Here is a 19,974-nt window from a genome sequence, read left to right as displayed (position 1 = left end):
TCATCGTCCTCACCCCTGCCGCGGAGACCGTCCGCTAACGGGGTGTCTCAAGCAACCGTGGGGCGGAGGACCTCCGGCTCCCTCTCCTGCGGCCGCGCACACCACCACAGATGATCGATGACGGCAGCCAGCCGTAGCGCATGCCCGCGCGCCTTGCCGAGCGTGCCCGCAAACAGGCCGGTCGCCTCATCAGCCCGCCGCGCCATCTGGCGGCCGAAGATCTCCAAGACGTCTTCCGCCTCACGGGTCAGTCGCAGTCGCTTCGGCTCCGGGTTGCCGAACGCGTCGCTGCCCATCGCCAGCGTCGTGAGCCGCGCGAATGCTGCCTGCATCGGTGCGTCGTCGACGGCTTCACGTGCGAGCCGGAAGCCGGGATTGGCCTCCGGCCAGCACCACAGCAGACGGGAGGCCAAGCCATCGTCCGGTCCCTCAATGAGGGCGGACAGTCGTTCGGGTTGGATGCCGCCCAGCAGCCCGACAGAGAGGTGCCGAATGCTGATCGGCTCGGGGTTCTTCACGCGGTCGATCACATACGGGCGTCCGCCATACATCTCGATCGCGAACGCGCGGTCGGACCCTCCCCCACTGTAGCGGTCCAGTCCGCCGATGAAGCCAGCGAGTTCGTCGCGCACCAGGAGCAGCCCGCGCGGTAGGCCGGCTGCAAGGATGCCGAGCTTCTCGGCCGTGACGTCAGCAACCCGGATGCGAGGCCGGACGAGCGGGAGAGGTTCGGCCGCATCGTGTGGCATGGGCGGGACATCCTCGCCGGCCTTCACGGCCGCCTTGACGTCGGCCTTCCACGCCTCGGAACGGGCTTCAGCCGCCTGCTTGCGCGTGAGATAATCGGCCCGGACCATCTCGAAGTCGGCGGCCAGCAGGTCCTCAGCGTGTCGGACCAGCCCGAAGGCTGCATCCATGGAAGGCGACTTGCCGGATGAGGGCGAGCCGACCGCGGCGCACCAGAGCACGGGCGGTTCAGACCACGTGGCACCAGCGAGGGGCCAACGCACGTTGGCGATGGTGGCGCCAACGCAAGCCAAGAGGGCAACCGCGACGTAGTCGGGCGGTGCTGAGGCGCTGCGGGCTTTGGTCTCCACCCACTCGGCCCAGTCGCCAACGGCAGAGAGAGAGAATGAGGGCGCTGGCCGGCGGCCGGTGCCTAGGAGGGAGAGGTCAGCCTCACCCCAGGGCTCGTTGGTGTGGGCTCTGCCGCGACCCGGGAGCATGTCCCCGATGAACTCTGCGCCGCGAAACCGCGGGTCGGGCTGCAATTGAGAGATCTCGTCCGCAAAGTGATCGATGAAGCGGTCAGTCATCACGCCTCCTCGTGGTTCGGCCCACGCTGCTGTTGGCGCTCCGTCATGTGTTCGAGATCGCCGAGGAGGTTCAGGGCGCACCTGAGGTTGGCCGCCATACAGCGCAGGCCGTAGGCGAGCCCGGCATCGTCTCCGAGTTCGGCGTAGCGGGTGACGGTTTCGCCATAGATGGCGAGGCTGCCCACGCATTCGGCAATGCTGACGCGGTAGAGATCCGGCGTGCCATGCGCGGGATCAGGTGCGGGATGGAACGACATCAGCGCCCCCATCGATCGGTCACGTGGAAGGCGTGGCTGGCGATGACCGCAGCAAGTTCGGAGCTCGCGTTGATACGGCCGAGGATGCGGCGAGCCTGTACGCCGCTCAGATCGGTAACCTCAATCGGCCGATTGATCTCGCAGGGCAGTTGCGCACGCGAGTGGGTGAGCATAGATGTTGTCATGTGATTTTGACCTTTTCGGCCCCGCACGGTCCCCGTGTCGGGGCCGTTCTTTTTCGGGGCGGGCTGCTGGAGAGCCGGCAGGGCGCGCCCGCCGACGGCGGGCTTCAGGCGGCAATGGGCTCCGGCTTGATGCCAACGAGCGGCGCCGCAACGCGCGCGGGAATAAAGATCGCGGTGCCGACCTTCACGGCCTCGATCTCTCCGTCCCGAACGAGTTTCCAAAGATGGTTGGGGCTGCATCCGACGACCCGGGCGAGCGGGGCGACCGGGACGTTCGCGCCTTCCCTGATCCGCTTGAGCACTTCCGCTGTGATCATGGTCAGCCTCTTAGCGATGCGAATGCGCGTCGCTCTGTGTCGCGTAATGCTACTCGTTTTAGAGCTGCCCTCTTGCGATGACAAGGCCTTCGTGCCAATTAATGTCGCACAAGGTCTCTGTGTGCGACGCGACGCGAGGTTTGTTCAGATGCCAAGGAAGCCGTCAGGCGGCGTAGATCGTCAGTCGATCAATGTCCGGACGCGGACAGACCTGAAGCAGGCGCTTGAGAAGATTGCCGCGCAGGAGGGGCGTTCGCTTGCGCAGGAGGTTGAGCGACGGCTTGAGCAATCCCTTGAGGAGCAATCGCAGAAGATGGGAGACCCCCTGCCGGGCATCTTCAACTTCGAGCTGCGGCCCTATCTGCGCTCCAATCACGCCGTCGCCCAGTTTCTCGAAATTCTGGCCGATGAATTCATGCACATCACGCGCACTGCGAGGGCGCGTGGTCGTGATGAGGTGGAAGTAAGAACGGCGCTGTGTGCGGCTGTCGATCTAACTAAGCACTATCTGCTTTGGCGAGGCGAAGATAACCCTCCACCCCTCGAAGGCCCAAGGCCCGCCCCTGGCGCTCGAACGTTTGACCTTCCTCCAGCTGCCCTGGGACGGAAGATTGCTGAAGAAAGAATTGCCTGGGTTGGAGATTTCTTCGAAGAGGGAGTTTACATTGACACCATGGAAGGCCGGATTACGGACGCCTATAGTGGATCAGGGCGGGAAACGTTGTTTGGTCCAACACCCGAGGAAGTCGAGGAAAGGAAGGAGCGCGAGCGAAAGGCGGGGCGCGCTGCTCTTGAGCAAGGAGATATGAACTGGGACGCGCCTGAAAAGCTCCGGGATTACAAAACGACCGTCGACGCTGAGCCAGAATTTCAGATGGCCGGGGATGCGGTCGAGGGCGAGATGCCCCCTGCGCAATCCCTAAAGGATCTCACTTCGCGCTGAGAAGAAATTTGCACAGCGGCGTGTGCGCACAGATGCGGTGCTCACTCTGCGAAGCGCTAAACGCTATGCGTTACTGTACTCTGTATTACAAAAAGCCGCCGGATGATCTAGGTCTCCTGAGTGCTCTGACACTCGGGAGATGTCGCCGTGAACCGGCCCCTCGATGATGTTCTGATTTTCCGGCTCAGCGGCGACATGCGTGCCGCTCTCGATCGTGAGGCACGCGAAAGCGGGTTGAAGCGGTCCGCCTTGGCCCGTCGCGCTCTCGCTGCCGGCCTCGTCGCGCTGTGCTCACCTCAAGATCCCGATTGCCCTCGTCCAGGTGCTCCCGGCGCCGCACTGCGGGCAGCCGCGTGATGATGGGCGAGGCGTGCAACCCGCACAGCGCCGAACCGGACAGCGTCGGGGCCCGCCAGGGCCGTGCGCCTGATCTGCCGATCGAGCCGCATCTGGTGCGCACCGTTCGCGCCGTCGAACGCCTCAAGCTGCAGGCCGATCACATCCTCTTCCTGCTGGAGCACCTGCCGCGCGAGCGCGGGACCCTCTTCGCTACCTTGAACGAGGCGGTCGCCGCCATGAACGCCGCCACCGACGCTTACCGCGCCTACGACGCGGTTCGAACCTGCGAGGGACAGGGCTGATGACCTCCGGCTTTGGGCTACCCCGCATCGACTTCTCGCCTCTGGCACAACTCGGCACGACGCTGGCCGAGGGTATGGAGCGCCGGCGCAAACAGGACCTTTCCAAGCAGCTGGGCCTGTCGCTCTCGGCAGGCGATTACCAAGGCGCGGCACGGGTAGCGTTCGAGGCGGGCGATGCCGACACGGGCCTCGGCATCCTGAAGTACGGACAGCAGGCCAAGCAGTTCGACGCGCAGCAGCAGGCGAGCGCCGGCTTTCTGGGGGAGTTGGGCCGGCTCTACGGTGCGGATGGCGCAGCGCAGGGTCCTCAGGGCCTTGAACAGCGGAGTTCGACCGCTGGCGCTGGCCGCTCGTCGCTGCCGACCTTCGCGAGCGGCGGCGGCGAGATGGGCGATTATCTCGCCCAGACCCGCGCCCGGGAGAGCGGGGGCAACGACCTTGCCCGCAACCCGAACAGCACCGCCACGGGCCGCTACCAGTTCACCGCCGAGACCTGGGCGGGCCTCGCCCGCAAGTACCCGGACCTCGGCCTGACGGCGAGCGGCCGCACCGATCCCGCCCAGCAGGAGCGGGCCATGCAGGCGTTCACGGCGGACAACGCCCGGGCGCTCTCGGCTGCCGGCCTCCCGGTCAACCCGGCGACCCTCTACGCCAGCCACTTCCTGGGCGAGGCGGGCGGTCCCCGCTTCCTCTCAGGCGCGATGCGCAATCCCGATGCGGCCGCGGCCACCTTCGTGACACCGGGTGCCGCGAACGCCAACCGGACGGTGTTCTTCAATCGGGACGGTACGCCGAAGACGGCAGGACAGGTGCTCTCCTGGATGGGCGGGCGCTACGGTGGTGGAACGCAGGCAGACAGCGTGGCCGATGCAATGCCGACCCTGCGACAGGCGCCGGCCGGCGGTGCGGGCTCCGGGCGCCCGATCATGGTGGCGGATGCCGGGGGCGCTCCGCTCGGCGGCACGCTCGGCAGCGTGTCGGCCGCTGATATCCCCGCGCCGGGCGCACAGGCCGCGCAGGGCTTCGCCATCCCAGGCTCGGATCAGACCATCGCCAACGTGCCCGTGCCGGCAATCGCGCAGGCGCCGCTCAGCCAGCGGGTCGGCTTCCTGATCAGGGCCGCCGCGCAGCCCAACCTGCCGGACGGCCAACGCCAGCTTGCGCAGACCCGATCGATAATCTGCAGATGGCCTTCGAGGCGGCAGCAGACCGGGCGCGGTTCGCCAGCGACGAGGCGGCCCAGCGGCTCGCATCAGCGCAGCAAGCCGAGACCGAGGCCTTACAGGCGGTGCAGGGGCCGACGGGCTCCGATCCCCTCTCCGGGGCGGAAACGGCCGTGCAGGGCCTCCGCGAGGCGGCAGAACGGGCGCGCGGCGCCTACCGGCAGGCGTATGGGGAGGTGGGCCAGATCCCCGGCTCCTTCGCGCCCGACGCTCTCTCGGACGTCGGCAGCCGCGTGCGCGCCGCGCTCGGGCCGGAGGTGGCTCTTGATCCGGTCCTGACGCCAGCCGCAGCGCGGGCCGTGGCCGACCTCGACAACCTGCCCGGCATCCTCGGCCTCACGGACGCTGGCCCGAGCCTCCGGCAGGTGGAGCAGGTCCGCAAGCGCCTCGTCTCGTACTACGGCGGCACGGGCCAGAACCCGACGGATCGGGCCGCGCTCGGGCGCGTGATCGACGCCTTCGACCAACGGGTTGAGGATCTGATGAGTGTCGGGATGTTCGGCCAGCGGGCGCCTGCGACGGCCTCATCGCCCCTCGCGACCGTTGCTGACGATGTGCCCTTCCCGGGCTTGGGCGAAGGCTTCGGGCCTGCTGCCTCCGGCTCGCTGCCGATCGGGGACGTAGCGCCGGCCGAAGCCATGCGGCGCGCCCGCGGCCTCTTTCGCGAGTACAAGCAGGCGTTCGCCCCGCGTGGTCCGGGCGACGTAGCCGGCCAGCGCCTCCAGCGCATCGTGGAGCGGGACGCCTCGCCCAGCGATGTGGTCACGTCCCTGTTCGGCACCACCACGGGGCGGATCTCCTCGGGCCAGCTTCAGACCCTCACGCGGCTGCGTTCTGCCGTTGGCGAGGACAGCGAGCCGTGGCAGGCGGTGCAGCAGTCCATCATCGCCCGGTACGTCGGGGGCGACGGCCGCGACATGGCCGGGCGCCTCGACTACCTGCTGCGCAGCGAGGGCCGGGCCGTGTTGCCCTTCCTATCGGCCGAGCAGCGCGCCGGCCTCGGGCGCCTGCGGGGTGCGGTGGCGCAGACGGAAGCCGCGCAGGCCGCGGCTCCGGCATCCCCCAATCAGGCCAGCACAATCGTGATGCGCATCACGGAAGATATCGGAAGCAACCCGCATCCTGCTCCTACCTCGAACAGACAGGAGTAAGCGATGATCAAGACCGTTCTCAGTGCCGCCCTGATCTCAGGTATCGCAGCCATCAGCTTCGCCGGGTCCGCAGAAGCCCGTGGGTTCGGCGGGTATCACGGCGGCGGCTACCATGGCGGCTTCCACAAGCACGGCTTCCACGGTGGTCGGTTCTACAAGTTCAACCGTTTCCACTATGGACGCGGCTTCGGTCGCGGCTTCAAGCGCTTCGGCTTCAATGACTATGGTGGCGTAAGCACCGCCCGCCTCGTCAACGCGGCCGAGTATCGCCCCAGCGCGTGACCCTGGTGCAGTACCGTCTACGTTCTCCTCTCGTAGACGGTACTGCTCGGCACGGACCACTGCATTAGGTTTGCTCTCCAGGATGGCTCATTTCGAGGTCGCGATCACTGCCGCGGCACCAGATGACCTGCGAGCCATCGCATTCGGGAGCGCCGAGTGAGGGCTCTTCGTCCACATCAGGCTCCAAATCCGGATCTCCATCCCAGCGATCGAGGATGGCGATGAGCCGATCCGCAGTGTCGAGAGCGGCTTGGGCCGCCCGCTCCACCTGCGCCCTCACGGCCGGGTCAACCGACTGAGGGCCGAGACCGGCGCCGCGCTGGCGCCGATCGGGAAAGTGCAGGATGTTCGTCATCGGGTCAGAACTCGGCCTCGAAGGCCGCGATCTCGGCTTCGGCCTGGGCCGCCACCCGGCGCACGCCCTGCCAATCGCTCCGCTGCATGAGGATGTAGGCCAGCCGTTCCGCCTTCTCGTCGCTCTCCGAGGCATCCTTGGGAACACGGCGCCGCAACTCGTCCTCAACGGCGTGCATCAGCGTTTCGCAACGGTCGCCCTCGCCCGTGAGGAGTTCGGACCCCGCTTCGCCGACCTTCGGCCAGAACGCCGAGGTGTGAAACGTGCCCATGGCACGCGCATAGACGTCGAACAGGCCGATTAGCTGGTCGATCGTGCACCGGCTTAGACCCGGGATGGTCACCGCCGGTGGAGGCGGCGCAGGAGGGGCGATCGGGCGAGGAGTGGCGGCGCCGGCATCGGCCGGAACGACATCGCTGCCGATCAGCGCCAGCGCCTTGCGGTAATCCGCCGTCTCGGGACCATCCTCACCCTGCTCCTCCATCCATTCCAGCACATGCCGGGCGAGAGCCCGCGCCCCCGCGGCGGTGGTCGGCCGAACCTCAAGGAGAGCGTTCCAGCGTCGCCAGCTTTCGTCTCCTGCCTCCTCACGGGCCCGCACGAGGTCCGGGTTGCGATCGCTCGATGCGGCCGTTGCCTCCATAGCGGCTTGGCGCAGGTACATTCCCTCGCAGTTGTGCTCAATGGCCGCGAAGATGGGATCAAGCTCGGCAGCCGCTTGCGGCCCCATCCCGTTGAGGTCGGCCGCGAGCGAGAGGGCAAGCTGCTCATGGGCCTGCTGATGATGCGAGACACACTCCAAGCTGAACAGCCCCGCCTTGGCTCTCAAGCCACTGAGTGTCTGCGCTCGCGTGGCGTTGATCCGCGAGAAGATGGTTTCGCGCCATCCTTCCAGTTGCACCCAGGCCGGCGCGTCGTAGGCGTCGGCATAGTCGCCGTTGGCAAGCAGGGCCTCCTGCGCGGCCTCGATCGCGGCGAGATCCCGTGTTTCGCAGATCAGCGCGGCGTCGGGGCCGAGCAGCGGCACCGACCGGTCAAGGCTCGGCGGGGCCTGGACGGGCTTCGCATGGTCGGCGAGCGCGGCCGGAACCGGCCGCAGGATCACGCGAGCTGCCGAGGCCTTCAGAGCGGCGGCGCGCTCGCGCAGGGAGGGACGGGGCTCATCGGCCGGACGGCGGACGAGGCGGGCTAGGTTCATCTTCATGGCGGTGTCCCCCCGGCTCAGCCGATGTGCAGGAAGCCGTAGGCGAACACGCCCCCGGCGATGATGAGGGCGGCACTCAGCAGCTCGCCCGTGAAGTTCAAGAAGCGCAGGGCGCGGGCGTGCGGCGTGTCGGGCCGGACGGGCTGCACCACCTCCCAGGCGGGCACCTCGTCGGCCTCGTCGGGCATCAGGAACGGCGCCTGCCGCGTGTACTGCGAGACGCGGGATACGTGGGCGGCACGAGCGTAGCGCCGAGTGGGAACGAGGACGGGAACGGGCTGGAAGCGGGCGTGCGGGGTCGTTGCCATAACCGGGGGCTCCGGGGCTGAAAGCTCGGATGAGGGTGCGAGTGCGGGTCCCCAGAAACGGGGAGGCTGTGAGCTACGGTGGTAGCGGCGCGCGGTGGCCTCTGCGGGCGAGCCGGAGGGCGAAACGGGCTTGGGCCTTCAGGGCAGCAGCGTCGGCCGGCAGGACGGTGCAGGAAGCCGCTAGACGGGCTTGGGCGGCGATGCGGAGGAGACGAGCGGTCTCGGCCATGTCAGTGCGCCTTGGCGAGGCGAGCGGCCTTGGCTACCTGCCAGACGCCCTTGAGAGCAGCCGAGAGGCAGACGCCCCACGCTTCACCCGACACAGCGCGGCGAGCCTGCGCGGCCTTGATGGCGGCAGCCATGATGGCGCGGCGGTCGTACTGGCCACCGACGACGAGGGGCGCACCGGTGCGGGCGCGATCGGCAGCCATCTTGGCGAAGGCGTTTGCACGCGCGATGGCGGCGCGTTCGCCAGGACGGAACTGGCCACGGTCGCGCTCGATGTCACGCATCGCGGCTGACCAGGAGAGAGAGCGGATGGCGGACATCGGCGCGACCTTGACCAAAAGCATCACAGTGATACTTATGGATCATATAGCGCCAGCTGTCAATCCCTTGGGATCTAAATGAGCTATAAGGATCAAGAGGCCATCATGGGTCGCCAGATTGCTGCGGCACGCACTCTGCTCGCGCTCAGCCAGAACGACTTGGCCGCCGCGGCTGCCATCTCGGTCCCAACGCTGAAGCGCATGGAAGCGAGCGAAGGAATGGCGAGCGGCATGCCGAACAATGTGCGAGCTGTCCGCGCGGCTCTAGAAGCTGCTGGCATCGAGTTCATCCCCGAGAATGGCGGAGGCGCAGGTGTCCGCTTCCGCATGCGGGCTGACGGCACTCGGGACGAGCACTGACACCGGAGATCTGACCTCTGGGGGCTAACCAGACGGAGACTGCACCATGCGCCAGCTCCGTCCTGTCACCATCCAACATCTCGCCTACCGCCTACCCAGGGCTACCGCCATGCAGTAGCTTCTCACTTGGCCCAGTTCAAAATACCCTCGCGATTAGGGGTACAACAGCCCCTCCACCATCGGTGCTCATGCTATGTGAGATCCGAGGCAGGATTTATGATCTAGCTACAAGAATGCAGCCGAACGCGATAATCATAGTGCCGATAATTCGCGTAAGCGAAGGACTCTCGCCTAGGAACAGCACGCCTGCAGCCATTGTCAGGATAAATCCGAGACTCACAAAAGGGTAGGCAAGACTTAAATCTGCACGAGACAAGACAGAAAGCCATAAAATTGCCCCACATCCGTAGAGAAACAGGCCTGTAAGCACTAAAGGCTGCAACAGAAATCCGATAAATTCAGGATTTCCGTCGAGAGATTTTGCCAAACCTACTCCTTTTTTGAGAGCGACCTGCGCCATTGCGGACAAAAAAACTGACACCAGGATTAAAACAAAGAGTCTGAGTGTCATGATACCTCTTTTGTGCAAGAAAGTTAGTGCTTTTGCCGGCCTGCGTTCAGAACTTGAACCGCTGGGAAGAGTGTGAAAGCCACCATGCATCACATCCTAAACATCGTCGCTCCTTCAGGGCGACCGCAATCGCATTGTCATCCATCGTGCGCCAGGGCATCAACATGAGCACTCTCTCAGTCTAGCCGGATCGGGAATAGAGATGCGGACCCACTGACGCCGCAGGATGCCTTTCAGGTTCATCGCTCGCATCGGGTGTGCCACCGTGCATCGAGCGACCGCGAGCCCGTCTCGGCCAAACGGTATCCAGACCTGCCGGACGTAATTGACGCCGAAGTTCGCATCGTACACACATCGAACCTCGACCATCGGCGTCTCGTCGCTCCCAACTCGGGCTAGCAGCTGACCGGTATCAGCGCGGCGGGCTCTATGGGCTTGGTTGGCCGATGAGGCGATCGGCAGGGCCCTGCAGATCAACGCGCCTCTGGAGACCGCGCGGTGGCATACGATGAAGGCGATCATGTCCTTGACGGGCGATTGAGCTCCGCCACCGCAAAATTGCGCACTGGCCTTCCTCCGGATTTCGTTGGCTAGAGGCAGCTCGCGGTTCGCACGCTCAAGCGCCTTGATCCGCTCGCGTTTATCCGTAGTTTGCCCCAACCGCAGGCCTTGATTGCGCTCTGTTTGACAATTCCATATGGGCAGAGTTTCGCCCGAGCGTCCAAGCTTGCCCGCAATCGACTGGATCACAACCAATCGCGGGTCGTGCTTGCGCTGATGGGCTCGGACCGTTCGGATCGCCCGCTCGCGGATCTCAGGGGAGAGGGGCGGAGTATGCTTCGTCATGGCTCCACCTTCTCAAGAGTTGGGGCCTGCGGGAAACTCGGGGCGGCTCACCGTTGCTGATGGGACAGGGCAGGAGCGGTGCAACTAACGCCGTTTTGCATATGCGACCATTCCATGATCGATGTTCTGTGTGTCAGGCGTATCACGTTCAGCTTTCATCACGTTCTTCGCAGTGCCAGAATTTCCTCTAGAAATTGACAAATGGCAATAAATCACGTCGCGGCCCACCGCTCAGATCTCCAGAACTGCAGCGAAGTGTTAAGCGGGCATATTTGATTTGCATTTGTGCAAATTAGCTACGAGTATGCCGAAGATCTATCGCAAAGAATTCTATAAAGTGCCTTCATTCGCTATATGCCCTCACGGTCCGGACCGCAGCGTCACGGCTGTGCCGGGTGGGAAGCTTGGTCCAAGCCTGACTGGAAGTGGGTCACCCGCGTGCGTGACTTGGACCTCGCGACCCGTCCAGGCCCAATCGACGGTGCCGCGGGATGTGCCAATCCCGGTGACCGCGAAGGGTTGCCCCAACCATGCTGGCGGCACGCCCATCCCGATAATGAGTTCCTCAGAGTCCGCCTCGTTCGACACCGTAGCCAACATCGCGAGTTGCAGTAGCAGCATTTCGGCGGCGGACCAGTAGTGCGGGTTCACGTTCGGTGGTCTCACCCAGCCGCGTGCCGTCTTCCAGAGGCCGAAGCTGTTTTCCTCCCGGCGCCCCTCCCAGAGAGTGTGCAGGCCGGGCATAGGCTGGTGGGCCGCGAAGTAGTTGAGCACGCCCCAGACCCGATCCTGCCGCCCGAGGCGCAGCCATTGATGTGCCTCCGCGAGGGTGAAATAGGTCCAGAGAGGGCGCTCGGCTGGCTGATCCGGCGCCGTCCAGTGCCGCCGCCAGCGTGCGTCAAGGCGCTGCTCGAAAGTGGCGGGCTCTGCGATTTCGGAAGGCCAAAGGCCCGAAACGAACGTTCGCTCGTTCTCGGCGTCCGCGATCCGATCGGGCGCCGAAAAGACTCGGCGCCACGCCGCCTTGATGCTCTCGGCGAGGCGCGTCCACTCCGCCGCGCGCTCGAACTCACCTAGCCGCTCAGCAATCTTCGCTGCACCCCTCAGGCCCGCGAAACTCACCGCGTTCACGAACAGAACCGGGCGGTGCCAGTCCATGCGGCCACTGATCAGACCGTCGCGATTCGGTCCCGTCACGAGAGTCAGGTCCGGATGCCCTACATAGTCTGGGACGATTGAACCCGAGTAGGGTCGACGCATCTCGGTGTTAGTCCCTAGCATCTCGGTGATAAGCGCAGCCTTGCGCACAACGTCCGGCCAGAGAGCGAGGTCGAAGGGCCGTTCGTTCACTAGGGTGGCGGTCTCTGAGAGTGCCCAGAGAGCGAGACCCGGAGCATCGGACTCGGATCCGAAACCGCCGAAGAAATCCTCACGGGCTATCGGTCTTGCGAGGCGCTTGGTGAGATCCGTATAGCCGGCTCGCGCGAGGGCGACGAGGATGAATGTCGCGTCCCGCTGCCACTGCAATGGATAATTCACTGGATCGCCCGGCCGGGTCTCGTCCCCGACGACGCCGGAGAGGAGCGCAGTGATCTGCGCCTCCAGCATGTGCGCGAAGGCGGGATCGATCCGCTTGAGGCTGAGACGCACCTGCGGCACCGGCCAGGGAGGCGCAGGCACGGCATTCCCGAGCACTTCCAGCACCACGCGCGAATCGGCCGCCCCGGCGAGCCGCGCATGAGCCCAGCCGGTCGCACTAGCAACACGGGAGGGCGGGGTCGCGTCTGGCCGCGTCCAGCCCGCTACGCCCTCCTCGCCAAGCGCGGTCAGGCGAGTCGAAGTCTTGGATTCGATCGTCCAGGCTTCGTCGAGGTGCAAGCGGCTGCCGTCGGCGACGATGCGGTGCAATGGTCCGCCCGCGGGACCAACGCTACGGATTGCGACCTCCACGTGTTGCCCAGGCGCGGCACGGCCCACGAGGTCGAGCCGAAAATGCGCCGCTCCCACCACGCTCCACGTTGCCACGTAGGCGGGCGCCTCGACCACGATTGCCGGCTGGCCTTCTGGGGAGTGATCGTAGCGGGCACTCGCTAAGCCGGCGGGGACGTCGTCGCTCGTCGACGAAATCGCGCCGCCCTCTTCCACGACCCAGACCGAGATGCCGAAGCTGCGGAACGCGGGACTGAAGCTGCCACCTGGCTCGACGATGCCTTTCGCGGTCTCGGAAGCCCCGAAGGCCCCGAGCGGCACGTGCCCAGCCGGACGCGGCCAGGGGTCGTGCGGCCGCTCGCGCATCGCGGCAAGGACGGCGAAACGCCCCTCGCCGATGCGCTGCGGCACCAGACGGTACAGGGTGAGCGCCCCCACCGCCGCGACCGTGAGGCCAAGGAGTGCCGCTGCTGTCGACCAAGTTCTCGCCGGACGCCGTACCAGCCAGATCGCTAGGAGCACGGCCGCGAGACCCGCACTTGCGAGGCCGGCCGGCATAGCAGCCGCGTGGAGCGCCACTGCCCAAGAGGGATCGTTCATAAAGCTGTGCAGCAAGTGGTGCATGGTACTGATCGCCTCAACCGCTCAGCCCGGACCGCAGCACACCCCCGTTGAAAACAGGGTCGACGGCGTTTCCTCCGGACCGCAGGATGTCGTTGGCGAAAGCGGCGGCAGCGCGGAACTGTCCAACATTGTTGAGGCCGCCCGCCACCACGACCACGAGCGCTGCCACTCGGGCGAAGTGGCGTGCAGGTGAGGCGAAGGCCAGCGCCGCGAGGCCAACCAGCATTGGGATGACGTGGGCCGCGTACAGGAAGGTTACGTCACCATAGATGCTGTGTAGGAGCGCTTGCGCGAGCAACATCAGGCCGATCCCAATACCGACGCGGCGCAAGTGCCGCACGTGCCAGCCCGCGTAGGCGCCACAGGCGAGAAGCCCGATCCAGGCAGCAATGGCGGTGAGTGAGAGCCAAGTCATGTCCGCCAGGGTGGGCCTCTGGTTCGTCACCACGGTCACGCCCTGCTTGGATTCGCGCTGCGGCATGGGAGCAACGGCAGTGGTCACGAAGAGTGAGTAGAGGCTGCGCGCTGGACTCCAGGTGCCGCGCCCATGACGTTCCATCGCCATCTGCGTCCACTGAGTCTCGTTGCGGGCCGACGAGTACTTGAAGAACAGCTGCGCGTTAGTCATAGCGTGCTGCTGCGCGATCGCCAGCAGGCAGACGAGCACGAATGCCCCGGCCGAGATCGCCGCGAACCCTCGCAGCGGCCAGCGAGCGAAGGTTGCGGCGAGGCCCGCCACCCAGTTGGTGACCGTGATGCTAAGCGTCGCGGCACTCATCAGCACCCACCAGACTGGTGCGGCCAGCGACTCGCGGACCAGCAACAGCAGCGAGAGGACGATAGTCACGCCCGAGAACGCGCTGAGTTCGATCTGTCCGTACCAATGCAGGTAAGCAGCACTCGTCAAGAAGAGCGCAACGACAAGTGCAGCGTCGAGGCGGCCGAGGCGCAGAAGCCGACCGGTGATAAACAAAAGAGCAGCGCAGGCGCCTCCAGCGAGCGCGATAAGCGCCTTGCAGGCGAGAAGAGGCGGCACGCCGGCTTTGGCCAGGGCGAGAACGAGCGGCGTCGTAAGCAGTGACGAGATCGGATGTACCGCAGTGCGGTAATGATTGCTTGCTAGGTCGGTGAGGTTGAGCACCACTCGCGGCGTGTCGGCCTGGAACCAGATGTTGAAGGAATGCTCGGTGTCGAGGGCTGGGCCGAGCGTGGCGAAGCCCCAAGCCGAAATCAACATTGCAACGAGCGCACAGGCGGCGGCGAGAGCTGTATCAACGCCATCCAGGGCTGAGGCGCTCCCGACCGAGCGCTGCTGGGCCAGCGCGAGATCGCGCTCAAGGACCGGACTGTACTCGGACATTGATTCATCGCCTCCGGATCATTTGCACGTGGATCGCCGTCCGATGGAGCGGACGTTTTCTGCAGCGGGGCCGTCATGGGTGGGCCAGTGCCCTACTGTACGGCGCGCTCGGGACCGCGGTGATGCCGGCCGCCCCTTGCCCGACGAATCGCTGATGCTGAATGGCGAGGGCAACACAACGCTCGTGAGCGGAGTTCTCGTCGTCGGCGCCGCGCCGTGATGAGGCCGTGATAAGGGTGTGTCATACCGCGGCGAGCAGGATGGCCGCCACGAGCACCGCCGCGAGGCGGCTGACGCGGTCGCGGATCGCAAAGACCACCGGATCGTCGTGCATGTGGCGCCGGTGCGCCATCATCAGCGCCCGTGCGATCCAGAACAGCAGAATTGGGCAGATCAGCCAGAGCAGCGATGGACGGTGATAGAGCGTCTGGACCGACGGCGACGCGACGTACAACGAGAAGATCGTCACCGCGTTCATGCCTGCACCTGCGGCCAGCATCGCCACGATCTCGGCGTCTTTGGCCTTGTAGTTGCGGTTGCTGGGATCCATCAAACCCTTGTCGGCGATGGCCGTCAGCTCGACGTAGCGTTTCATCAACGCTAGAGACGTGAAAATGAAGATTGAGAAGGCGAACAGCCATTCCGACACGACGACATTGACTGCAACCGCGCCGCCTATCACGCGGATGGTGTAGAGGGAGGCCAGCACCACCACGTCGATGAGCATTTTGCGCTTGAGATGGAGCGAGTAAGCGGTAGTGAGGACAAGGTAGACGGTAAGGACGCCAGCGAAGCCGGCAGAGACTGCAAAAGCACAGAGCGCCGCAAGGCCGAACAGCAGCGGAATCGCGGCCGTGGCTTGGCTGATTGGGATCGCGCCGCTCGCCAGGGGGCGGTGGCATTTCGTTGGGTGAATCCGGTCGGCTTCGAGATCCAGCAGATCATTGAGAAGGTAAACGCCTGACGCGCAGGCCGAGAAAGCCATGAAGGCGAGGCAGGCCGAGATCAAGGCCTCAAGAGTAAACTGGTGGCTGGTGATCGCCGGCACAAATACAAGGAAGTTTTTCGCGTACTGATGGACGCGGATCGCCTTCATCCACACTCGGAGTGTTGCCTTGGGGGCGTCGATGTAGTGCGTGGGCTTTCCGAGCCTCGCGATATTACGCCGGACACCGGAGCTCGTCCGGATGGCATAGATTTCCGCCGCCTCGGCCCACACCGCGAGGTCATCGGAGCCGTTGCCGATGTAGTCGAAGCCTTGCTGGCCGAACAGCGCTACCAGCGCCTGCGCCTTGGCATTGCTGGCGAGGTTCTGTGTTCCATCGGAGGCAATGACGCGGTCGAACACTCCCAGATGGGCCGCGATGCCCTCCGCGTGCTGCCGGTCGGTGGCGGTGGCGAGCACAACCTCCCGGCCCTGCTGGCGCGCCTCGCGGGCGAGTTCCAGCACCGCATCATCGTAAGGCAGGGTCGCGTACTCGAATGCGCTTGCGGCGGCCAACATCGCCTTGAGCTGCGCCTTGCCACCGCGTAGCGCTTTCACGACAGCCCAGTGATGACGCAGGTCACCCGGAAGCGCCCGGAAGTAGGACTCGTAAAGGATGTCCGTTTTGATGAGGGTTCCGTCGAGATCGACGACCAATGGCCGGGCACCCTCTCGCCCCGGATCGCTCGCAAGCCGCTCCTGCACCAGCATACAAGTCTCCCTCTTAGTTGGAGGCGGCCCGTTGCCTTGTGCCAGCACTGGAGCATATGCCCTCGCAGCGCGACACAGCCCCTAAGCGCGATATCGGGTTCGCCGGTTCTCAGCATAGTGAAATGTAATAATACCTGCCTTGTTCTCGATACCGCCAAGGTATCCATAGTTAATCAGCCGATTTTACGGAGCTTATGACGCGCATCGCCATAGAGCTTTCCTTTAATAGTGCATCAGCTACCGTCGTAAACAACAATAGCCAGTGTGTCGGCCGCCAGAGCGCTCGTAATACCGCAGAGTTCATCAATGAGTTGCTCGGCCGATACGGCCCGCGCCCAGTGTGACAAGCCGGTCGCCACCATGGCACGTCCAACTTCCAGATCCGAAGCCCCGCTTTCCGCGAGATGATGCGCCGTAAGATCGAAAATCCCCGTCAGCGCCTGAACGATCTCCTCTCGATTACGATGTTGCGGCATGTCTGCGAATCCTCCCCGGCTGACAGCAGTTCTCGAAAGTCGTTTTGAATTGCCATGAGGAACTCTGATTTCCACCTTTGCTGTATCTTATGTACAAGCGCGTACATTGGTATGAGCGTAGCGTGATTTCTCAGTCAGTCAAACCCCGATTGGCGCAATCTATGCTTCAAACCCGACGAAGAAGTGGCACCACGCAAGTTGTGGGCCAGATCTAACCTGCTCTGCAGGCACGCGCCAAGCTCTTGCCTTGCGCGGTCTGTGGCGTGACGTCCCCCCACCATTTTGTTCCAGCGCGAGTGCGAATTTTCCGGTTTTGTCAGCCTCTGACGGGAGGAGCGGAGCCGTGAAGAAGAGCAGGTTCACCGAGGAGCAGATCGCCTTCGCTGAAGCAGGCCGAGACGGGAACGCCGGTTGCCGAGGTGCTGCGCCGGATGGGTATCTCCGAGCAGACGGTCTACCGCTGGAAGAAGCTCTATGGCGGCCTCGGCACGGGCGAGCTGCGGCGCCTGAAGCAGCTGGAGGAGGAGAACCGCAAGCTCAAGCCGCTCGTGACCGATCTGAGCCTCGACAAGCACATCCTGCAGGACGTGCTGGCAAAAAGCTCTGACGCCTGCTCGGCGACGCGAGCGCGTGCGTCAGGTTCAGGAGGCGCACACCAGCTGCGATCCAGGTCGATAACGGGCCTGAGTTCGTCTCGAAGGCACGCGATCGCTGGGCCTACGAGACCGGCGTCACGTTGGACTTCTCGCGTCCCGGCAAGCCGACCGACACTGCGCTGGTCGCGTCGATCACCGGGCGGCTGCGGGACGAGTGCCTGAATGCGCACTGCTTCTTGTCGTTGGCCGACGCCCGGGCCAAGATCGAGGCGTGGCGGCGGCGGTACAACGAGAGCCGTCCTCACACAGCCTGGGGTGGCGGACGCCCCAGGAATCTGCCCTGGCGGCGGCCCGAGAGGCCGCCGAATGAGCCCGGAGGCTCACCCTTCGGCCGGACCAAGATCCGGGGGGTCCGTCACACAGCCCGAGAACTTGCATAGGCCTTGGACCACAAACAGGGGCAACTCCAAGGAAGCCTCGCCCGAAACAGAGCCTAATCGCGCTAAGAACGTTGATCGCCGCCCGTGACCGGTTGTCAGTTGCTCTCAGTGCCGCGCGCGAGTGCAGTAGGCTGCTTCCCACTCCTCGACGGTCATAGGCGGGGATACCACGAGAAGTACGTCCCCTCGCAGCTTCGCCCGCCCATCCGCCACCCACTCGCGCCAGTTCGTCAGCGCGTCCTGCGCCTCGTCATCGGTGATCGGGCGATCAGCGAAGATCTTTGTCGGTGCTCCGACGTGGTGCTTGGCCTCGATGCGGTCTAGGCGCTTGAGCAGGCTCGTGACGGTCATGGATGGCTCCTATTGAACCCGGGCCGCCAACTCGGCCTCGATGGCATTGCGCAGGATCGCGCGTTCTTGGCTGGTCATTTCCGAGAGGCTGCCGCCGTCATCGTCGAACACGACACGGCGCGAGGGCGGAACAGGATCGGAGTGAGGCCAGATCAGCAGGACCGCCTCTCCCACCCCGGCCACGCGCATAGCGTCCTGCGCCTCCTCCGGGGTCTTACCCCAGACGAGGAAGAAGGAGACGCCTGCCGGGCGCTTCTCAATCCGGCGCAGGCGCCGCTCCAGGCTGATGACGCTCATGACATGCTCCCGGCCGGCGGGTATCCGATGTCCTCGGCGATCAGGATGGCCAGGGCTCGGTCATCGCTGTCCCCAGTGCCGCGCAGATGCTCGATGGCACCGGCTAGGCTGCCATGCTTACGCTCTAGGTCGGGATAGCCGGAGCGGATCAGGGCCCAAAGCTGGGCATCGCTGAGTTGGTTCAGGTCGCCCTTGAAGCTGCGGGCGCAATCCAGCTTGCGGACACGATGGGCGAGTGGAACGACGCTCATGGCTGGGCAGCCTCCAGGCGGGTGAGGCGGTCGTGCAGGTCCGTGACTTCGATGGCTCGCACGTGGGCGTCGACCAGCTTGCCGAGTTCGGCGGCCTCGGATGGGGTCAGCTCGCCGTTGGCAACGGCCTCTAGAAGGGCAGCAGTCGCTTTCGTCAGATCAGCGGTGGTCTCGATCGGGGGCAGCGCGAACGGCACCGGCCGATCCTTGCGAGGCGGCAACAGGCGTTCCAGGCAGAGGCGCAGCGCGACCGTGTCCCCGCTCTTGGCGAGCTCGATTGCCTTGCGGCTGATCTCCTCGGCCTCGCCCTGGAAAATCGCCTCCAACGCGAGCGTGGCCTTGCTGCGCGAGCCCTTAGGCCGCCCACCAGGATTGCCGCTTCTGCCCTTCTCGAAAGGTTTGCCTGAGACTGGCATCACCTGACCTTTGATCCGTTACGGTCGAACTAGCCGACATACTACAGCAATCAAGGTCGAGATCGCGAGCGACGGAGACAGGCGCTGTTTAGGTGTTGATATCAGACTGAAAACAGGGGGCTGAGCCGCTGTTCCGGCGCTGCCGCGGATCAGGCCAGAGGCAGCACGTGCTTGCGGATGGTCCGTGCCGTCTCGCCCTCACAGGCGGCGCAGATCGCCTCCCCTATTGGCGCTAATGACGCTTTCGGCACACGGGCGGGAAATGCATCTGCTCCCGAGATGCTGGTCGACACACACTGTGAGACGGCGAGTGCCCACCTATTGGCGCCAATGGCACTATCGGCACACAGGTGGAGAACAGTGATCCTCAGGTCCGGAAGGCGTCGTCTAACCTGGATTGATGCAGGCAGAATTGTGCCGCTGGACGAGAGCCCGTGGTCGCTGTTCGGGAAATTCGATCGCGAGCGCAGCGGCGCGCTGATGGCGGCGATGGACGCCTGCAAAGCCTGCTTCGGGCGCGGCAGCGTGGTGCCGGCCCGAGCGGGCTCGGTGGCGAAGCGGACGTGGTCGACGAAGTTCGAGACGCGCACGCCGCGCTACACGACGCCGTTGCCAAAGGTCCGGTCGTGCGAGCGATGCCCCTTCGGCAGGTACGGTGGGCGAGAAACCTCACGGGCCGGTGTAGCCGAGCGCGGCCGCCGCACGGCGCAATCGCGCCATCGAGGCGATGTACCGCGCCGTTAGATGCTCGAAGCCCTCTGGTCTGACCCGGTCAGGATCGTTGTTGTCCTCGTTGTCCGACAGCTTGATCAGGATCGCCCCGAGGTTGCCGCTCTCGATGATCGTGGCGATGCGCTCCTCATAGGTCTGCTGCCCCGGCGGCTTGCTCAGCAGTTCGATCATTTCGATGACAGGCTCGGCATAGCCTGCTCGACGCAGGTCATCCGCCGTGGTCTCGGTGTCCTCAATCACGTCGTGCAGCCAGGCGGCCTGGGCCACAGCATCAGGAGAGAGGCCGAGGCCAGTCTGCT

At 64.9% G+C, this 19,974-nt stretch carries 27 protein-coding genes, 1 pseudogene and 1 other annotated feature; of the genes and pseudogenes, 8 read left to right on the top strand and 20 right to left on the bottom strand.

Annotated features, from left to right (window positions below):
• Positions 1-47: 47 nt before the first annotated feature.
• From ACKUB9_RS31515 to ACKUB9_RS31500, 4 genes are all read right to left on the bottom strand, one after another.
• Positions 48-1,316 (bottom strand): DUF3987 domain-containing protein, encoded by a 1,269-nt coding sequence (locus ACKUB9_RS31515; RefSeq protein ID WP_407530164.1) that lies wholly within the window; start codon positions 1,314-1,316, stop codon positions 48-50.
• Positions 1,316-1,585 (bottom strand): hypothetical protein, encoded by a 270-nt coding sequence (locus ACKUB9_RS31510; RefSeq protein WP_407530162.1) that lies wholly within the window; start codon positions 1,583-1,585, stop codon positions 1,316-1,318. Before ACKUB9_RS31510 ends, ACKUB9_RS31515 begins: the two co-directional genes overlap by 1 nt.
• Positions 1,573-1,746 (bottom strand): hypothetical protein, encoded by a 174-nt coding sequence (locus ACKUB9_RS31505; protein ID WP_407530160.1) that lies wholly within the window; start codon positions 1,744-1,746, stop codon positions 1,573-1,575. The genes ACKUB9_RS31510 and ACKUB9_RS31505 overlap by 13 nt, the downstream gene beginning before the upstream one ends.
• A gap of 116 nt (positions 1,747-1,862) precedes the next feature.
• Positions 1,863-2,075 carry a helix-turn-helix domain-containing protein gene (locus tag ACKUB9_RS31500; protein WP_407530158.1) on the bottom strand — a complete coding sequence of 71 codons (213 nt, stop codon included), beginning with the start codon at positions 2,073-2,075 and terminating at the stop codon, positions 1,863-1,865.
• 148 nt (positions 2,076-2,223) lie between these two features.
• Between ACKUB9_RS31500 and ACKUB9_RS31495 the strand changes: the two genes are divergently transcribed.
• From ACKUB9_RS31495 to ACKUB9_RS31475, 5 genes are all read left to right on the top strand, one after another.
• Complete coding sequence (locus ACKUB9_RS31495) at positions 2,224-3,018, top strand: hypothetical protein (RefSeq protein ID WP_407530157.1); 795 nt, start codon at positions 2,224-2,226, stop codon at positions 3,016-3,018.
• Between the two features lie 356 nt (positions 3,019-3,374).
• A complete protein-coding gene (locus ACKUB9_RS31490) occupies positions 3,375-3,659 on the top strand; it encodes a hypothetical protein (RefSeq protein ID WP_407530155.1) in 285 nt (94 codons plus the stop codon).
• Positions 3,659-5,161: a hypothetical protein gene (locus tag ACKUB9_RS31485; RefSeq protein WP_407530153.1), complete on the top strand. Its 1,503-nt coding sequence runs from the start codon at positions 3,659-3,661 to the stop codon at positions 5,159-5,161. The genes ACKUB9_RS31490 and ACKUB9_RS31485 overlap by 1 nt, the downstream gene beginning before the upstream one ends.
• 20 nt (positions 5,162-5,181) lie before the next feature.
• Positions 5,182-6,033, top strand: a complete 852-nt coding sequence (locus ACKUB9_RS31480; RefSeq protein ID WP_407530152.1) for a hypothetical protein — start codon at positions 5,182-5,184, stop codon at positions 6,031-6,033.
• A gap of 3 nt (positions 6,034-6,036) precedes the next feature.
• Positions 6,037-6,315: a hypothetical protein gene (locus ACKUB9_RS31475; protein ID WP_407530150.1), complete on the top strand. Its 279-nt coding sequence runs from the start codon at positions 6,037-6,039 to the stop codon at positions 6,313-6,315.
• 64 nt (positions 6,316-6,379) lie between these two features.
• On the opposite strand, the gene ACKUB9_RS31470 is transcribed toward ACKUB9_RS31475, so the two are convergent.
• The 4 genes from ACKUB9_RS31470 to ACKUB9_RS31455 form a co-directional block, all read right to left on the bottom strand.
• Positions 6,380-6,670: a hypothetical protein gene (locus ACKUB9_RS31470; RefSeq protein WP_407530148.1), complete on the bottom strand. Its 291-nt coding sequence runs from the start codon at positions 6,668-6,670 to the stop codon at positions 6,380-6,382.
• A gap of 4 nt (positions 6,671-6,674) precedes the next feature.
• A complete protein-coding gene (locus tag ACKUB9_RS31465; protein ID WP_407530146.1) occupies positions 6,675-7,874 on the bottom strand; it encodes a hypothetical protein in 1,200 nt (399 codons plus the stop codon).
• Positions 7,875-7,891: 17 nt separating this feature from the next.
• A complete protein-coding gene (locus tag ACKUB9_RS31460) occupies positions 7,892-8,182 on the bottom strand; it encodes a hypothetical protein (RefSeq protein ID WP_407530144.1) in 291 nt (96 codons plus the stop codon).
• Positions 8,183-8,412: 230 nt separating this feature from the next.
• Entirely contained in the window at positions 8,413-8,754 is a 342-nt protein-coding gene (locus ACKUB9_RS31455) for a hypothetical protein (RefSeq protein WP_407530142.1), read from the bottom strand.
• A 54-nt stretch (positions 8,755-8,808) separates the two neighbouring features.
• Between ACKUB9_RS31455 and ACKUB9_RS31450 the strand changes: the two genes are divergently transcribed.
• Complete coding sequence (locus ACKUB9_RS31450) at positions 8,809-9,090, top strand: transcriptional regulator (RefSeq protein ID WP_407530141.1); 282 nt, start codon at positions 8,809-8,811, stop codon at positions 9,088-9,090.
• A 214-nt stretch (positions 9,091-9,304) separates the two neighbouring features.
• Here the strand turns inward: ACKUB9_RS31450 and ACKUB9_RS31445 are convergent, their stop codons facing one another.
• From ACKUB9_RS31445 to ACKUB9_RS31420, 6 genes are all read right to left on the bottom strand, one after another.
• Positions 9,305-9,661, bottom strand: a complete 357-nt coding sequence (locus ACKUB9_RS31445) for an EamA family transporter (protein WP_407530139.1) — start codon at positions 9,659-9,661, stop codon at positions 9,305-9,307.
• Positions 9,662-9,820: 159 nt separating this feature from the next.
• Entirely contained in the window at positions 9,821-10,507 is a 687-nt protein-coding gene (locus ACKUB9_RS31440) for a hypothetical protein (RefSeq protein ID WP_407530137.1), read from the bottom strand.
• Positions 10,109-10,224, bottom strand: a sequence feature (AL1L pseudoknot). (Overlaps the previous gene by 116 nt.)
• Before the next feature lie 360 nt (positions 10,508-10,867).
• On the bottom strand, positions 10,868-13,060 hold the full coding sequence (locus tag ACKUB9_RS31435; protein ID WP_407530136.1) for a hypothetical protein: 2,193 nt from the start codon (positions 13,058-13,060) through the stop codon (positions 10,868-10,870).
• A 13-nt stretch (positions 13,061-13,073) separates the two neighbouring features.
• Positions 13,074-14,420: a hypothetical protein gene (locus ACKUB9_RS31430; protein ID WP_407530134.1), complete on the bottom strand. Its 1,347-nt coding sequence runs from the start codon at positions 14,418-14,420 to the stop codon at positions 13,074-13,076.
• A 241-nt stretch (positions 14,421-14,661) separates the two neighbouring features.
• Positions 14,662-16,116, bottom strand: coding sequence for a UbiA family prenyltransferase (locus ACKUB9_RS31425; protein ID WP_407530132.1), 1,455 nt, complete (start codon positions 16,114-16,116; stop codon positions 14,662-14,664).
• Between the two features lie 233 nt (positions 16,117-16,349).
• The gene (locus tag ACKUB9_RS31420; protein ID WP_407530130.1) at positions 16,350-16,592 is read right to left on the bottom strand and encodes a hypothetical protein; all 243 of its coding nucleotides are present in this window, start codon (positions 16,590-16,592) and stop codon (positions 16,350-16,352) included.
• 343 nt (positions 16,593-16,935) lie between these two features.
• Here ACKUB9_RS31420 and ACKUB9_RS31415 point away from each other — a divergent pair.
• A pseudogene (locus ACKUB9_RS31415) lies at positions 16,936-17,628 on the top strand (integrase core domain-containing protein).
• 105 nt (positions 17,629-17,733) lie between these two features.
• Here ACKUB9_RS31415 and ACKUB9_RS31410 read toward each other — a convergent pair.
• The 5 genes from ACKUB9_RS31410 to ACKUB9_RS31390 form a co-directional block, all read right to left on the bottom strand.
• Positions 17,734-17,979, bottom strand: a complete 246-nt coding sequence (locus ACKUB9_RS31410) for a hypothetical protein (RefSeq protein ID WP_407530128.1) — start codon at positions 17,977-17,979, stop codon at positions 17,734-17,736.
• Positions 17,980-17,988: 9 nt separating this feature from the next.
• Entirely contained in the window at positions 17,989-18,276 is a 288-nt protein-coding gene (locus tag ACKUB9_RS31405; RefSeq protein ID WP_407530127.1) for a hypothetical protein, read from the bottom strand.
• Positions 18,273-18,527, bottom strand: coding sequence for a hypothetical protein (locus ACKUB9_RS31400; RefSeq protein ID WP_407530125.1), 255 nt, complete (start codon positions 18,525-18,527; stop codon positions 18,273-18,275). Before ACKUB9_RS31400 ends, ACKUB9_RS31405 begins: the two co-directional genes overlap by 4 nt.
• Positions 18,524-18,943 carry a DUF5681 domain-containing protein gene (locus tag ACKUB9_RS31395; protein ID WP_407530124.1) on the bottom strand — a complete coding sequence of 140 codons (420 nt, stop codon included), beginning with the start codon at positions 18,941-18,943 and terminating at the stop codon, positions 18,524-18,526. The genes ACKUB9_RS31400 and ACKUB9_RS31395 overlap by 4 nt, the downstream gene beginning before the upstream one ends.
• Positions 18,944-19,092: 149 nt before the next feature.
• Positions 19,093-19,533 (bottom strand): hypothetical protein, encoded by a 441-nt coding sequence (locus ACKUB9_RS31390; protein ID WP_407530169.1) that lies wholly within the window; start codon positions 19,531-19,533, stop codon positions 19,093-19,095.
• On the opposite strand from ACKUB9_RS31390, the gene ACKUB9_RS31385 reads away from it, so the two are divergent.
• Positions 19,424-19,687: a DUF4113 domain-containing protein gene (locus ACKUB9_RS31385; protein WP_407530168.1), complete on the top strand. Its 264-nt coding sequence runs from the start codon at positions 19,424-19,426 to the stop codon at positions 19,685-19,687. The genes ACKUB9_RS31390 and ACKUB9_RS31385 overlap by 110 nt on opposite strands.
• Here ACKUB9_RS31385 and ACKUB9_RS31380 read toward each other — a convergent pair.
• Positions 19,613-19,974: phosphohydrolase (locus tag ACKUB9_RS31380; RefSeq protein WP_410826003.1), on the bottom strand; the 362-nt coding region annotated here is incomplete at its 5' end. The two genes, ACKUB9_RS31385 and ACKUB9_RS31380, sit on opposite strands and share 75 nt — an antisense overlap.

Source organism: Methylobacterium oryzisoli (genome assembly GCF_046557895.1).
Lineage (GTDB): Bacteria > Pseudomonadota > Alphaproteobacteria > Rhizobiales > Beijerinckiaceae > Methylobacterium > Methylobacterium oryzisoli.
This window is presented reverse-complemented; position numbering and strand designations above follow the sequence as displayed.

What these genes read in the sequence shown, in the direction of transcription:
- ACKUB9_RS31515 (WP_407530164.1), bottom strand. Translation starts at nt 1,316, where the DNA reads ATGACTGACCGCTTCATCGATCACTTTGCGGACGAGATCTCTCAATTG.
- ACKUB9_RS31510 (WP_407530162.1), bottom strand. Translation starts at nt 1,585, where the DNA reads ATGGGGGCGCTGATGTCGTTCCATCCCGCACCTGATCCCGCGCATGGC.
- ACKUB9_RS31505 (WP_407530160.1), bottom strand. Translation starts at nt 1,746, where the DNA reads ATGCTCACCCACTCGCGTGCGCAACTGCCCTGCGAGATCAATCGGCCG.
- ACKUB9_RS31500 (WP_407530158.1), bottom strand. Translation starts at nt 2,075, where the DNA reads ATGATCACAGCGGAAGTGCTCAAGCGGATCAGGGAAGGCGCGAACGTC.
- ACKUB9_RS31495 (WP_407530157.1), top strand. Translation starts at nt 2,224, where the DNA reads ATGCCAAGGAAGCCGTCAGGCGGCGTAGATCGTCAGTCGATCAATGTC.
- ACKUB9_RS31490 (WP_407530155.1), top strand. Translation starts at nt 3,375, where the DNA reads ATGATGGGCGAGGCGTGCAACCCGCACAGCGCCGAACCGGACAGCGTC.
- ACKUB9_RS31485 (WP_407530153.1), top strand. Translation starts at nt 3,659, where the DNA reads ATGACCTCCGGCTTTGGGCTACCCCGCATCGACTTCTCGCCTCTGGCA.
- ACKUB9_RS31475 (WP_407530150.1), top strand. Translation starts at nt 6,037, where the DNA reads ATGATCAAGACCGTTCTCAGTGCCGCCCTGATCTCAGGTATCGCAGCC.
- ACKUB9_RS31470 (WP_407530148.1), bottom strand. Translation starts at nt 6,670, where the DNA reads ATGACGAACATCCTGCACTTTCCCGATCGGCGCCAGCGCGGCGCCGGT.
- ACKUB9_RS31465 (WP_407530146.1), bottom strand. Translation starts at nt 7,874, where the DNA reads ATGAAGATGAACCTAGCCCGCCTCGTCCGCCGTCCGGCCGATGAGCCC.
- ACKUB9_RS31460 (WP_407530144.1), bottom strand. Translation starts at nt 8,182, where the DNA reads ATGGCAACGACCCCGCACGCCCGCTTCCAGCCCGTTCCCGTCCTCGTT.
- ACKUB9_RS31455 (WP_407530142.1), bottom strand. Translation starts at nt 8,754, where the DNA reads ATGCTTTTGGTCAAGGTCGCGCCGATGTCCGCCATCCGCTCTCTCTCC.
- ACKUB9_RS31450 (WP_407530141.1), top strand. Translation starts at nt 8,809, where the DNA reads ATGAGCTATAAGGATCAAGAGGCCATCATGGGTCGCCAGATTGCTGCG.
- ACKUB9_RS31445 (WP_407530139.1), bottom strand. Translation starts at nt 9,661, where the DNA reads ATGACACTCAGACTCTTTGTTTTAATCCTGGTGTCAGTTTTTTTGTCC.
- ACKUB9_RS31440 (WP_407530137.1), bottom strand. Translation starts at nt 10,507, where the DNA reads ATGACGAAGCATACTCCGCCCCTCTCCCCTGAGATCCGCGAGCGGGCG.
- ACKUB9_RS31435 (WP_407530136.1), bottom strand. Translation starts at nt 13,060, where the DNA reads ATGCACCACTTGCTGCACAGCTTTATGAACGATCCCTCTTGGGCAGTG.
- ACKUB9_RS31430 (WP_407530134.1), bottom strand. Translation starts at nt 14,420, where the DNA reads ATGTCCGAGTACAGTCCGGTCCTTGAGCGCGATCTCGCGCTGGCCCAG.
- ACKUB9_RS31425 (WP_407530132.1), bottom strand. Translation starts at nt 16,116, where the DNA reads ATGCTGGTGCAGGAGCGGCTTGCGAGCGATCCGGGGCGAGAGGGTGCC.
- ACKUB9_RS31420 (WP_407530130.1), bottom strand. Translation starts at nt 16,592, where the DNA reads ATGCCGCAACATCGTAATCGAGAGGAGATCGTTCAGGCGCTGACGGGG.
- ACKUB9_RS31410 (WP_407530128.1), bottom strand. Translation starts at nt 17,979, where the DNA reads ATGACCGTCACGAGCCTGCTCAAGCGCCTAGACCGCATCGAGGCCAAG.
- ACKUB9_RS31405 (WP_407530127.1), bottom strand. Translation starts at nt 18,276, where the DNA reads ATGAGCGTCATCAGCCTGGAGCGGCGCCTGCGCCGGATTGAGAAGCGC.
- ACKUB9_RS31400 (WP_407530125.1), bottom strand. Translation starts at nt 18,527, where the DNA reads ATGAGCGTCGTTCCACTCGCCCATCGTGTCCGCAAGCTGGATTGCGCC.
- ACKUB9_RS31395 (WP_407530124.1), bottom strand. Translation starts at nt 18,943, where the DNA reads ATGCCAGTCTCAGGCAAACCTTTCGAGAAGGGCAGAAGCGGCAATCCT.
- ACKUB9_RS31385 (WP_407530168.1), top strand. Translation starts at nt 19,424, where the DNA reads ATGGCGGCGATGGACGCCTGCAAAGCCTGCTTCGGGCGCGGCAGCGTG.